Genomic DNA, 12,764 nt, shown 5'->3' on the forward strand with positions numbered 1-12,764 from the left:
TGTAAAGCTTCAGCCTTCCCGCCTACTTTCGTCTCAAATCGATTCCGCTCGAGGCGTTGCCGTCGCTCACAGTTTGCCTTGAGGCCCCGCGAGCACGGCCGTGGCTCCGATAATCGGACCTGGGGTCTCAGCATCCTTCATCGACTGCAACAGCACCGCGCAGCCGCTTTTGCCACGCTGCTCCGTCAGCACCGTTGCCGGAAGCGTGAAGGTCGCGGGCTTGCCATCCCACATGCCGATGGTCTGGATGTCGCGCACCGCGTGCCAATAGGAAATCTTCTTGCCGCTGTTTTCGCCCTTTTCGACGTCGACAACCTTTGCCCGGTCGAAATAGACGACGACGACATTGGCCTTGCCGTCACCCGCTCCGACCTTGATCGAGATCTCCTCGCCGTTGATCTTTGCCTCGACGGGAACGGCAAGCCCCTTGCCGGCGGCCTTCATGGTGTCGAGCCGTGATTTAATCGCCTGCAGATTGGCGCCGTTGACATGGTCGCGGCCGTTGAGGATCGCCTGCGGCGTGTAGACGCCGTTGCGACCCAGCATGCGGGCATAGGCGTATTGCCGGTCGGTGTTGTCGCTGGAGGCCAGCGTGTCCTTCCAGCCGAGATAGTTCCAGTAGTCGACGTGGTAGGAAAGGGCGACCACGTCGCCGTCATCCACCAGCTTCTTCAAGGCAGCATCGGCCGGTGGGCAGGAGGAGCAGCCCTGGCTGGTGAAGAGTTCGACGACGCCTTTGATAACCTTGCCGTCTTCCGCCATCGCCGGGACCGACGCTGCCGCAAAAAGCCCGAAAGCCATTGCAACAGGGCGAAGGAAATATCTGTCTGCGAATGTCATGGCGTCACTTCATTGGCGGCCGACAGGCCTACTTCACGGGGAAGTCCATTACATACGACGCCGTTGCTTCAACGGGAAGTCACGTTGGAGTGAGGATAGCGGCGGACAACCTGCAGGAAACGTGAAAGGGCCGGGACACCTTGCGGTATCCCGGCCCATTTTATGCTTGAGACAACCGGAACGTTCAGGCTGCGAGGTCGCGAAGAACCGTCTGCAGGATGCCGCCGTTGTTGACGTAGGTCACTTCGTCGAGCGTATCGATGCGGCAGACCAGCGGTACGTCCTTCACGGTGCCGTCGCCATAGGTGATCTTGGCAACGCGCTTTTCACGCGGCTGGACATTGGCGAGGTTGTCGATCGTGACGATCTCATCGCCCTTCAGGCCAAGCGTCTCCCAGGTCGTGCCCGCTTCGAAGACGAACGGGATGACGCCCATGCCGACCAGGTTCGAGCGGTGGATGCGCTCGAAGGACTGGGCGATCACGGCCTTGACGCCGAGCAGGTTGGTGCCCTTTGCAGCCCAGTCGCGTGACGAGCCGTTGCCGTATTCGACGCCGGCGAAGATAACGAGCGGAACGCCCTCTTCCTTGTACTGCATGGCCGCGTCGTAGATCGACATCTCTTCCTTCGACGGGTAGTGGATGGTGTAGCCACCTTCCTTGCCGTTCGGGCCGAGCATGTGGTTGCGGATGCGGATGTTGGCAAAGGTGCCGCGCATCATCACTTCATGGTTGCCGCGACGCGTACCGTACTGGTTGAAGTCGGCAACGCCGACGCCATGACCGATGAGGTAGGCACCGGCCGGCGAGGCAGCCTTGATCGAACCGGCAGGCGAGATGTGGTCGGTGGTGATCTTGTCGCCGAACAGGCCGAGGACGCGTGCGCCCTTGATGTCGGAGATGCCCGAGCCGGACTTGCCCATGCCCACGAAGTAGGGCGGGTTCTGCACGTAGGTCGAACCATCGTCCCAGGCGTAGGTCTGGCCCGGAGGAACCTGAACGGCCTGCCAGTTTTCGTCGCCCTTGAACACGTCGGCATACTTGCTCGCGTAGAGTTCGCGGGTAACGTACTTGAAGATGAACTCCTGGATCTCCTTGGAGGTCGGCCAGATGTCCTTCAGGAAGACCGGGTTACCGTCCTGGTCTTCACCGAGAGGCTCGTTGGTCAGGTCCTTCTGGACCGTACCGGCAAGCGCGTAGGCGACGACGAGCGGCGGCGAGGCGAGGTAGTTCGCCTGAACGTCCGGCGAGATGCGGCCTTCGAAGTTGCGGTTGCCGGAGAGAACGCCGGCGGCAATCAGGCCCTTGTCGTTGATCGTCTTGGAGATCGGCGCCGGCAGCGGGCCGGAGTTGCCGATGCAGGTGGTGCAGCCGAAACCGACGAGGTTGAAGCCGAGCGCATCGAGGTCCTTCTGCAGGCCCGACTTTTCGAGGTATTCGCCGACGACCTGTGATCCCGGTGCCAGCGAGGTCTTGACCCAGGGCTTCGACTTCAGGCCCTTGGCAACGGCGTTGCGGGCGAGAAGGCCGGCAGCGATCAGAACCGACGGGTTGGAGGTGTTGGTGCACGACGTGATCGCAGCGATGGCAACGTCGCCATGGCCGAGATCGAAGTCAGTGCCTTCGACAGCGTAGCGGTTCGAAAGCTGGCCCGGCTTCTTGTAATCGCCTTCGAGTGCGGTTGCGAAGCCTGCTGCGATGCTTTCGAGCGGGATGCGGCCTTCTGGACGCTTCGGGCCGGCCATGGCCGGTACGACTTCGCCAAGGTCGAGTTCGAGCGTGTCGGTAAAGACCAGCTCCGAGCCGTCACCGTCGCGCCACATGCCTTGCGCCTTGGAGTAGGCTTCGACGAGCGCGATGCGCTGCTCTTCGCGGCCGGACATGGTGAGGTAGTTGATGGTTTCGCTGTCGACTGGGAAGAAGCCGCAGGTGGCGCCGTATTCCGGACCCATGTTGCCGATGGTGGCGCGGTCGGCGAGCGTCATGTTGTCGAGGCCGGGGCCGAAGAATTCGACGAACTTCGAAACCACACCCTTCTTGCGCAGCATCTGCACGACCATCAGCACGAGGTCGGTCGCGGTGACGCCTTCCTTCAGCTTGCCGGTCAGCTTGAAGCCGATGACCTCAGGCAGGAGCATGGAGACCGGCTGGCCGAGCATGGCCGCTTCAGCCTCGATACCGCCGACGCCCCAGCCGAGAACGCCCAGGCCGTTGATCATCGTGGTGTGGCTGTCGGTGCCGACGCAGGTGTCCGGGTAGGCGGTGATTTCGCCGTCTTCTTCACGGGTCCAGACGGTCTGGCCCAGATATTCCAGATTGACCTGGTGACAGATGCCGGTGCCGGGCGGCACGACGCGGAAGTTCTTGAATGCCTGCTGGCCCCACTTCAGGAAGCGGTAGCGCTCGCCGTTGCGCTCGTATTCGAGCTCGACGTTGCGGGCAAAGGCGGTAGGCGTGCCGAATTCGTCGACGATAACCGAGTGGTCGATGACCAGGTCGACGGGCACGAGCGGGTTGATCTTTTCCGGATCGCCGCCGAGCGAGACCATGGCGTCGCGCATGGCTGCGAGATCGACGACGGCGGGAACGCCGGTGAAGTCCTGCATCAGCACGCGGGCCGGGCGGTAGGCGATTTCGTTTTCGGCAGTGCCCTTGTCATTCAGCCAGGCTGCGACGTTCTCGATGTCCTTCTTGGTGACGGAGCGACCGTCTTCGTTGCGCAGCAGGTTTTCGAGCAGCACCTTCATCGAGTAGGGCAGCTTCGAAACGCCGGCGAGACCGTTCGTCTCAGCCTTGGGCAGGCTGTAATAGACGTAGTCGACACCGTTGACGGTGAGCGTGGAGCGACAATTAAAACTGTCTAGGGACTTGGACACTGGATAATACCCCGTTCCGTCTGATCGCCAAAAAACTGACGTACGAACGCCCGAGCGCAATGAAGCGCGAATTGGGATGCGGGTGCGGCCATTTCCGCTGTCCGTACGTGGAAATTCATTCCATGTTCGGCGCTAGGATGAAATTCACGCCGACCGCTGGCGTGTTGGCCGCCTTATAGATAATTTCTCCAAATCGTGCCAGACCAACCAAGGTCCAATCGGGACTTTTTTTTGCCTTGCGGCAAAGAGCGTAAAGGGAAGCTGAAAATTGATGCGCCTGCTGGCTGAAGGACTGAGTGCGAGGCGCGGTGAGGATCTGATTTTTAACGATATTTCCTTTGCACTCGGTGCCGGCGAAGCCCTTGTGGTGACGGGTCCGAACGGGTCTGGAAAGTCGACTTTGCTACGGGTTCTGGCCGGCCTTCTGATGGCCGAAAAGGGTAGTCTCAAACTTGAGAATGGCCCTCCTGAAATGCGCCACCCGTCGGAGCTCAGCCATTATCTCGGCCATCGAAATGCGATGAAGCGCGAGCTGACCGTCGCGGAAAATCTTTCCTTCTGGAAAAACTTCATGGGTGATTCGCCCGGCGGCTCGGGCAGGGATCTCGTCGAGGCGGTGGAAGCCGTCGGCCTTCCCGGCATAGCGCATCTGCCCTTCGGCTACCTGTCGGCCGGCCAGCAGCGCCGCATGGCGATGGCCAAGCTCCTTGTCGCCTACCGGCCGATCTGGATCCTCGATGAGCCGACGGCGGCCCTCGACGCCGGCGCCGACAAGCTTTTTGCCGGATTGGTCAACGCGCATCTGGATCAGGGCGGCATCGTCGTTGCCGCGACACACCAGCCGCTCGGGCTCGATCGTATCCAGGAATTGCGAATGACGGGCTTTGCCGGCGTCGACGGAGGCCTGTGGCATGACGCGTGATCCGGCAGCCGACGGCGAGAAGACGAAGGGAGCGCGCCGATGATTGCGCTTTTCCTCCGCGACCTCAAACTGTCTATCCGCGCCGGCGGCGGCGCGATGATCGGCGTCCTGTTCTTCATGACGGTCGTCGCCGTCATTCCCTTCGGCGTCGGCCCCGACCTCAACCTCTTGGCGCGGATCGGACCGGCGATCCTGTGGATCGGCGCACTGCTCGCGTCGCTGCTCGGTCTCGACAGGCTGTTCCAGGCGGAACGCGAAGACGGGTCGCTCGACCTGATGCTGATGCAGGAGACGCCGCTGCTCGTTACCGTGTTCGTCAAATGCGCCGCCCATTGGGCCGCCACCGGCCTGCCGCTGGTGATTGCCGCACCACTGCTCGGCCTGTTCATGAACATGGACGAGCTTGCGATTGGGGCGACCATGCTGACGCTTCTTGTCGGAACGCCGGCGATCACCTTCATCGGTGCCGTCGGTGCGGCCGTTGCCGTGTCGCTGCCCCGCGGTGGACTGCTGGTGTCGATCCTGGTTCTGCCGCTTGCCATCCCGGTGCTGATCTTCGGCGTCAGCGCAGTCTATGCGGCAATCGAGGATCCGGCGCCGTTCCTGCCGCCCTTGATGATCTTGATGGCGATCACCCTGTTTTTTGCCGTCATCGGGCCGGTTGCTGCCGCAGCCGCACTTCGTCATGCGTCCGACTGACGCGGATCAGGCGGTGTAAGTATAAACTGTCTGCGGTTTTCGGGCGCATCCCGCTCTAACCCTTTAATATCGAAGGTGTTTATGGCGGCTCAGTCGATATGGTGCAAAATTCATCGTGATCGCGTGTTTGACGGGGATCAATTGCAGCAACAGGCCTTAAGCGTTAAAGAGCGATCATGAGCGAAAACAGCCTTGCCATCCGCAAATTCAGCGATCTCGCCAACCCGACGCGGTTCCTGGCGCTGGCCGATCGCGTGCTGCCATGGCTTGCCGCGCTGACGGCGCTTTTCTTCGTCGTTGGCCTATGGCTGTCGTTCACGACGGAAGGCGATTACCAGCAGGGCGAGACGGTGCGCATCATGTATGTGCACGTGCCGGCCGCCTGGCTGTCAATGATGTGTTATTCGGTGATGGCGCTTGCCGCCCTCGGCACACTCGTCTGGCGGCATCCGCTTGCCGACGTGTCGTCGCGGGCCGCCGCCCCTATCGGCGCCTGCTTCACCTTTCTGGCGCTCGTCACCGGCTCGCTCTGGGGCAAGCCGATGTGGGGCGCCTGGTGGGTGTGGGATGCGCGGCTGACGTCGGTCTTCGTGCTTTTTCTGATGTATCTCGGGCTGATGGCGCTCAACCGTGCCATGGACGACCCGGCGCGCTCGTCGCGTGTCTCGGCCGTGCTGGTGCTGGTCGGCTTCGTCAACATTCCGATCATCAAGTTTTCGGTCGAATGGTGGAACACGCTGCACCAGCCGGCAAGTGTACTGAGGCTCGACGGCCCGACGATCGACCCGGAGTTTCTCCGCCCGCTCGTCGTCATGGCCATCGCCTTCACCCTTCTGTTCTTCACGCTGCATATCGCTGCCATGCGCAACGAGATCTGGCGCCGGCGCGTGACGTCGCTGCGGCGACAGGCTGCCCGTAGCGCCGGACGGGAGGCCTGATCTTATGATGAGCCATGCCGCCTATGTTTTTGCCAGCTACGGCATCGCGACTTTGACTGTCGTCGGCCTCTGTCTCTGGGTGATCGCCGACGGGCGGGCGCGCCAGCGTGAGCTGCGCGAGCTTGAAGCATCGGGCATCCGTCGGCGCTCGGCGGAAGTATCAAGCGGAGAGACACGATGAGCAGCACCCCCGCACCCGGCAGCGAAGAACGCAAGCCGGGAGCCATGCGCGTCGGTCTCGCATTTCTGCCGCTTGCGATCTTCGCAGCCCTTGCCGCCATCTTCTGGAGCCAGCTCAACTCGGGGAAAGATGTCAGCGAAATCCCGTCGGCGCTGATCGGCACCAAGGCGCCGATGCTCGACATGCCGCCACTTGAAGGGGCGACCCGGAACGGTCAACCGATGCCGGCGCTGACCGATGCGGCCATCAAGGGCAAGCTGACGCTGGTCAACGTCTGGGCCTCCTGGTGCGTGCCCTGTCGCCAGGAGCATCCGTTCATCCTCGAGCTGTCGAAGGACGAGCGCCTGACGGTTGTCGGCATAAACTACAAGGACCAGAACGAAAACGCGCTGCGGTTTCTCGGCGAACTCGGCAATCCCTTTGCCGCCGTCGGCGTCGATCCGCGCGGCAAGGCGGCGATCGATTGGGGCGTATACGGTATTCCCGAATCCTATCTCGTCGGCGCCGACGGCACGATCCTTTACAAGCGCGTCGGCCCGTTCGATGACAGAAGCGTGAAGGAAGGGCTGATGCCGGCGATCGAGAAGGCCGCTGCCGGGTCGTAGGCGGGGCTTGGAAAGCACGGCTGGCGGCCGCTGCAGCTTTATGGCAGGCCGTTTACTATTCCTCATTCCTGTGCTCGTCACAGGAATCCAGCCGCGCCGCGTCGGCGGCGCGACAGGATATCACTCTTCGGTTATGCAAAGGGCCTGCGGTAAGTCTGCCGCCGCGCGGACGCGCGGCTACTGGATTCCTGTGACGAGTACAGGAATGAGGGAGCTTCCGATCGACGGTATCCGGGCAAAGCTCGATGGTCTCGCGGCTTCTCCGGCGCTTGGGGAAAGCTGCGGCTGCAGAAGCAAACCGCGTCGCGGAACTTCGAAGCTCGATTAAATCCCCGCCTGCCATTCGCGGACCGCATCCAGCGGCCAGACCAGCATGATCACGTTGAGGGTGAGGTTGTCGCGGATCAGCCAGCCGGTGAAGAGTTCGAAGCATATGGCAATCAGCACCGTCAGCCAGACCGGCATGCGGGCGGCGAACATGAAGCCGGCTACCATGGCCAGCGTGTCCATCGTCGAATTGAGGATGCTGTCGCCGAAATAGTCGAGCGAGATCGTCGCCGAGCGATAACGGTTGATGATCATCGGGGTGTTCTCGGCAATTTCCCAGGCGGATTCGATGACCATGGCCAGGAACAGTTTGGCGGTCAGCGGCTTGCCGCGCAGAAGCAGATGGCTGAGGCCATAGAACAGGAAGCCGTGGATGATGTGCGACGGCGTATACCAGTCGGCGATGTGCTGGGAATTTCCGCTCGAATTGACCACGCCCTCGAACAGTTTGACGTAGCCGCATTCGCAGATCCAGAGACGGCCCATCAGATGCTGGGTGATGACCTGTATGGCGAGAACGCCGATACAGGCTATAAACCAGATGAGCGCATGCCGGTTCTGACTGTCGTTGCCGTCGATGGCTGTGCTCACTGCGCGTTATCCTGATCCAGCGAATGCTTCATGATCAACGGCATTTGAGCCAGTGTAAACAGGATGGTGATGGGCATCGTGCCCCAGACCTTGAAAGCCACCCAGAAATCGGTGGAGAACGAGCGCCAGATGACCTCGTTGAGCACCGCGAGAACGAGGAAGAAAATGCCCCAGCGCACCGTCAGCTTGCGCCAGCCGTCTTCGTCGAGCTTGAAGGCGGAGTGGAAGACATAGCCGAGCAGCGACTTGCCGAAGAGCAGCCCGCCGAGCAGGATCGTGCCGAACAGCGTGTTGACGATCGTTGGCTTCATCTTGATGAAGGTGTCGTTCTGCAGCCAGAGCGTCAGCGCGCCGAAGACGAGGACGACGATGCCGGAGATCAACGGCATCATCGGCAGCGTGCGGGTGAGCATCCAGGAAACGACGAGCGCGATGGCGGTCGCGGCCATGAACAGGCCTGTCGCCACGAAGATCGGGCCGCCGAGTTCGGCCAGCGTCGGGAAATGCCCTGCCAGCCATTCGCCGCGGGAATTGGCGAAGAAGAAGACCATCAAGGGCCCGAGTTCCAGCACCAGCTTCAACAGCGGGCTGACTTCCTTCTGCGGCTTGGTAGCCTCGATCGTCGACATTTCGGGATCCTGTTTTTGCATATGCCTGCCGCTCATAACACCAGCTTTGCGGCAAAACCATATCAAGGCAGCCGGCTTGCGCAAACGCCACCCGACAATTCCGTAAATCGGGACCGATTTACGGGCAGATCATGCGGCAAATCATAGGTCGCCGTATGGCGGTGCGCGTCGAATAGGGCGAGCGGACATCTGCCGTCAGGCGGCGACGCCCGCGATCGCCTCAGCGAAATCCTTGGCCTCGAAGGGTTCGAGATCGTCGATGCCTTCGCCGACGCCGATGAAATAGACCGGTAGCTTGTGCTTGGCCGAGATGGCGACAAGAATGCCGCCCCGCGCCGTGCCGTCGAGCTTGGTCATGATCAGCCCGCTGACGCCGGCGACGTTGCGGAAGATCTCCACCTGCTGCAGCGCGTTCTGGCCGGTGGTGGCGTCGAGCGTCTGCAACACCGTGTGCGGCGCATCCGGGTCGAGCTTGCCGAGCACGCGCACGATCTTTTCCAGTTCGGCCATGAGCTCGGTCTTGTTCTGCAGCCGGCCGGCGGTGTCGATGATCAGCACGTCGGCCTTCTTTTCGCGCGCCTGCTGGAACGCCTCATAGGCAAGGCCCGCGGCATCCGCACCGAGCTTGGAGGAGACGATGTCGGACTTGGTGCGCTCGGCCCAGATCTTCAGCTGCTCGATCGCTGCGGCGCGGAAGGTGTCGCCGGCGGCGAGCATGACCTTGAGGCCGGCGCCCGACAGCTTGGCGGCGAGCTTGCCGATCGTTGTGGTCTTGCCGGTGCCGTTGACGCCAACCACCAGAATGACGTGCGGCTTGTGGCTGAGGTCGAGTTCCAGCGGCTTGGCGACGGGCGAAAGCACCTTGGTGATTTCACCGGCCATGATGCGCGAGACGTCCTCGCCGGACACGTCCTTGCCGTAGCGCTCGGAGGCGAGCGTGTCGGTGATGCGCATGGCGGTCTCGACGCCGAGATCTGCCTGGATCAAGAGATCCTCCAGATCCTGCAGCGTCGCCTCGTCGAGCTTGCGCTTGGTGAAGAGGCTGGCGATCTGGCCGGTCAGCTGCGACGAGGTGCGGGCAAGCCCGCGGCGCAGGCGCTGATACCAGGTGAGCTTGGCCTGCGGCGCTGCAACGGTCTCTTCCTTCGCGCGCTCGGTAGCGCTCGCAAAGCCTTTCGGAAGGCTGGCGGCAGGAGCAGCTTCGGCGGCAGGAGGCTCGAGGGCTGGCTCTTCATCGACGGGTGCATCGAGCGTCGGTGTTTCGATAACCGGTGCCTCGGAGGCTGGCGCCTCGGGAACACTGTCGCTTGCGGCGACCACCTCGTCGGTCGGCGGGGTATCGGCGGTTGGTGTGCGGCCCTCTTCGGCGTCGACCGTTTGCGGTTCAGCGGCGGCGAGTTCCTCCTGCTCAGCAATATCCTCCGGTTCGACCGGCGGTTCTTCCGGCACGGTTTCCTGAAGTGCTGCGTAGGCGTCGAGCGCTTCTTGCGCGGCCTGAGACAGTTGTTCCGGTTTCGCCGCTTCAACGGGTGCCGCCGCGTCTTCGCTGACGACGGTTTCATCGATGCGCGCTTCGTCCGATGCCGGTCCGCCTGCTGTCTCGATTTCTGCCGGCAGGATCGGGTCCTCGACGGCGAGCGGCAAAGCTTCGATATCCGACAGGGGCTCAAGCAGCGCTTCGGACGTTTCTTCGGCCGGGGCCTGCTCGGCGACGGGCTCGTCGACGGTCGCACTGATCGGGGCGATTTCCTCTAAAGGAGCCGGCTCCGGCGCGGGCAGTGCTTCGGGCGGAACCGCAACTGCGGCTTCCGCTTCCGGCGCGGCATCCTGCGGCTTGGTTTCCTCGACAGTGCCCTTGCCGAAGTTGAAGATCTTCTTGATGAAACCGATTGCCATTCAGGGATTCCGCATGAGTCAGGCCGCAGCCATCTGTTTTACCTGCATCGTCAGATGCTTGCCATTGTGGCCGGTGATCGTGACCGGCACAAGCGCACGGGGTTTTAGGCCGGCGGCATCGACGAGCGTGAAATTTTCGGTGTGGGCGAGGCCGTTGTTTTCGACCAGCAATGTCTGTTCGCTCCCGACCATGCCGTCGAGGTGGCGGGCATGGAGTGCCGCACCCGTGGCGCGAAGCCGGGCGGCGCGATCCTTGACCAGCGCCCGGTCGAGTTGCGGCATGCGCGATGCCGGCGTGCCGGGGCGGGGGCTATAGGGAAAGACGTGCAGATGGGCGATGCCGCAATCCTCGGAAAGCCGCACGGCGTTTTCAAACATCTCTTCGGTTTCGGTCGGGAAGCCGGCGATCATGTCGGCGCCGAGGCTGATCTCGGGGCGAAGGCGCCGGACCTGATCGGTGAACGCGCGGGCGTCGGCGCTCGAATGGCGGCGCTTCATGCGCTTCAGGATCATGTCGTCGCCATGTTGCAGCGACAGATGCAGATGCGGCATGAAACGCGCTTCGTCGGCAATCAGGTCGAACAGATGACTGTCGGCCTCGATGCCGTCGATCGAGGAAAGGCGCAGGCGGCGGATATCCGGAACCTGTTTCAGGAGCGTCTTTGCCAGCAGGCCCAGTGTCGGGGTTCCCGGCAGGTCGGCACCGTAGCTCGTCGCATCGACGCCGGTCAGCACGATCTCGCTGTAGCCGCCTTCGACGAGTTTTCTGGCCTGGTCGACCACGGCACCCATCGGCACCGAGCGGGAATTGCCGCGGCCATAGGGGATGATGCAGAAGGTACAGCGGTGATCGCAGCCGTTCTGCACCTGGATGAAGGCGCGCACGTGCCCGTCGATATGCTTGACCATCTGCGGCGCCGTGGCGCGCACGCTCATGATGTCGTTGACGCGCAGCTTTTCTTCCGCCGAGACGCCAAAATCGGGCAGTGAGCGATAGGAGGCGCTTTTCAGCTTCTCTTCGTTGCCGAGTACGGCATCAACCTCGGCCATGCCGGCGAAGGTTTCCTTTTCCGTCTGGGCGGCGCAGCCGGTGACGATGATGCGGGCATGCGGGTTGTCGCGGCGGGCGCGGCGGATCGCTTGGCGCGCCTGGCGCACGGCCTCGCCGGTCACCGCGCAGGTGTTGACGAGGATGGCGTTGTTCAGCCCCGCCTTTTCGGCTTCCGCCCGCATCACTTCGGATTCGTAGGTATTGAGACGGCAGCCGAAGGTTATGACCTCGACGCCGCTCAAAGCGCCCGGGCCTCGGCAGTTCCCGGTTGGGTTTCTTCGCGCTGCCAGGCGCCGGTCGCGGGATCGACGGTTCCCGACCATTCCCATTCGGCAGGCCCGGTCATGACGACATGGTCATCGTCGCGCCATTCGATCGCCAGCGGACCGCCGGGCACGTTGACGACCACCTTGCGATCGGTGCGGTCAGTGCGGGCACCGCTCACGGCTGCCGCACAGGCGGCAGAACCGCAGGCGAGCGTCAGGCCGGCGCCGCGCTCCCAGGTTCTGAGATCCAGTTCGTTGCGCGACAGAACGCGGGCGATCGAGATATTGGCGCGCTCGGGGAACATTGGGTGGTTTTCGAGCAGCGGCCCGAAACGCTCGAGATCGTAGGACCAGACGTCGTTGTCGACCCAGAAGATCGCGTGCGGATTGCCCATGGAGGCAACCGAGGGCGAGTGCAGCACGGGATTGTCGATCGGGCCGATCTGCAGTTCTATCCGGCGTGTGTCGTGAAACTCTTCCGACAGCGGGATCTCGTTCCAGCCGAAGCGTGGCTTGCCCATGTCGACGGAAATCGTACCGTCGTCGTGTTCCTTGGCTTCGAGCAGACCGGCAACCGTCTGGAAGAGAAACGCCTTCTTGCCGGTTTCGGCGGCGAGCGCCTGAACGACGCAGCGGGTACCGTTGCCGCACGCCTGCGCCATCGAGCCGTCGGAATTGACGATATCGATCCAGGCGTCGGTGCCGGCAGCCTTCGGATCGTGGATCGCCATGATCTGGTCGAATGCGGTGGCCGGATCGGCGTTGAGCGTGATGGCTGCCTGCGGCGTCACGCGGTCACGGCGGCCGCGCATGTCGACGACCAGGATCTTGTTTCCAAGCCCGTTCATTCTGGCAAATTGCACGTTGTCGGCCATGTCGCGATTGTCCAAACCGGCCTCGTCAAGCGGAGGCACCCTTCATTCGGGCTGTATATGGCGGAAAAG

At 62.6% G+C, this 12,764-nt stretch carries 12 protein-coding genes; 5 read left to right on the forward strand and 7 right to left on the reverse strand.

The genetic code is table 11. The annotated features are described in order from the left end of the window. Positions 1 to 66 precede the first annotated feature (66 nt). Positions 67 to 840, reverse strand: a complete 774-nt coding sequence (locus BLJAPNOD_RS03775; RefSeq protein WP_077500862.1) for a thioredoxin family protein — start codon at positions 838 to 840, stop codon at positions 67 to 69. 184 nt (positions 841 to 1,024) lie between these two features. After that, a complete protein-coding gene (gene acnA / locus BLJAPNOD_RS03780) occupies positions 1,025 to 3,715 on the reverse strand; it encodes an aconitate hydratase AcnA (protein WP_115418952.1) in 2,691 nt (896 codons plus the stop codon). 271 nt (positions 3,716 to 3,986) lie between these two features. Here acnA and ccmA point away from each other — a divergent pair, with 271 nt between their 5' ends. From ccmA to BLJAPNOD_RS03805, 5 genes are all read left to right on the forward strand, one after another. Beyond that, positions 3,987 to 4,637 (forward strand): heme ABC exporter ATP-binding protein CcmA, encoded by a 651-nt coding sequence (ccmA, locus tag BLJAPNOD_RS03785; protein ID WP_077500860.1) that lies wholly within the window; start codon positions 3,987 to 3,989, stop codon positions 4,635 to 4,637. Positions 4,638 to 4,676: 39 nt separating this feature from the next. Beyond that, on the forward strand, positions 4,677 to 5,336 hold the full coding sequence (gene ccmB / locus BLJAPNOD_RS03790) for a heme exporter protein CcmB (RefSeq protein WP_077500859.1): 660 nt from the start codon (positions 4,677 to 4,679) through the stop codon (positions 5,334 to 5,336). Positions 5,337 to 5,512: 176 nt separating this feature from the next. Further along, complete coding sequence (locus BLJAPNOD_RS03795; RefSeq protein WP_115418953.1) at positions 5,513 to 6,274, forward strand: heme ABC transporter permease; 762 nt, start codon at positions 5,513 to 5,515, stop codon at positions 6,272 to 6,274. A gap of 4 nt (positions 6,275 to 6,278) precedes the next feature. Beyond that, positions 6,279 to 6,455, forward strand: a complete 177-nt coding sequence (ccmD, locus tag BLJAPNOD_RS03800; protein ID WP_199565886.1) for a heme exporter protein CcmD — start codon at positions 6,279 to 6,281, stop codon at positions 6,453 to 6,455. After that, positions 6,452 to 7,060: a DsbE family thiol:disulfide interchange protein gene (locus BLJAPNOD_RS03805; RefSeq protein WP_077500857.1), complete on the forward strand. Its 609-nt coding sequence runs from the start codon at positions 6,452 to 6,454 to the stop codon at positions 7,058 to 7,060. Before ccmD ends, BLJAPNOD_RS03805 begins: the two co-directional genes overlap by 4 nt. 324 nt (positions 7,061 to 7,384) lie before the next feature. On the opposite strand, the gene BLJAPNOD_RS03810 is transcribed toward BLJAPNOD_RS03805, so the two are convergent. The 5 genes from BLJAPNOD_RS03810 to dapF all read right to left on the reverse strand — a co-directional run bounded on the left by BLJAPNOD_RS03810 (position 7,385) and on the right by dapF (position 12,695). Then, positions 7,385 to 7,978 (reverse strand): DUF2585 domain-containing protein, encoded by a 594-nt coding sequence (locus BLJAPNOD_RS03810; protein WP_115418954.1) that lies wholly within the window; start codon positions 7,976 to 7,978, stop codon positions 7,385 to 7,387. Further along, complete coding sequence (locus tag BLJAPNOD_RS03815) at positions 7,975 to 8,607, reverse strand: septation protein A (RefSeq protein ID WP_115421119.1); 633 nt, start codon at positions 8,605 to 8,607, stop codon at positions 7,975 to 7,977. Before BLJAPNOD_RS03815 ends, BLJAPNOD_RS03810 begins: the two co-directional genes overlap by 4 nt. Before the next feature lie 195 nt (positions 8,608 to 8,802). Beyond that, entirely contained in the window at positions 8,803 to 10,503 is a 1,701-nt protein-coding gene (gene ftsY / locus BLJAPNOD_RS03820; protein WP_115418955.1) for a signal recognition particle-docking protein FtsY, read from the reverse strand. An 18-nt stretch (positions 10,504 to 10,521) separates the two neighbouring features. Then, complete coding sequence (gene mtaB, locus BLJAPNOD_RS03825) at positions 10,522 to 11,796, reverse strand: tRNA (N(6)-L-threonylcarbamoyladenosine(37)-C(2))-methylthiotransferase MtaB (RefSeq protein WP_115418956.1); 1,275 nt, start codon at positions 11,794 to 11,796, stop codon at positions 10,522 to 10,524. After that, entirely contained in the window at positions 11,793 to 12,695 is a 903-nt protein-coding gene (gene dapF, locus BLJAPNOD_RS03830; protein ID WP_199565887.1) for a diaminopimelate epimerase, read from the reverse strand. The genes mtaB and dapF overlap by 4 nt, the downstream gene beginning before the upstream one ends. Between the last annotated feature and the right edge of the window lie 69 nt (positions 12,696 to 12,764).

The organism is Ensifer sp. M14 (assembly GCF_003355565.1).
Classification (GTDB): Bacteria; Pseudomonadota; Alphaproteobacteria; order Rhizobiales; family Rhizobiaceae; genus Ensifer.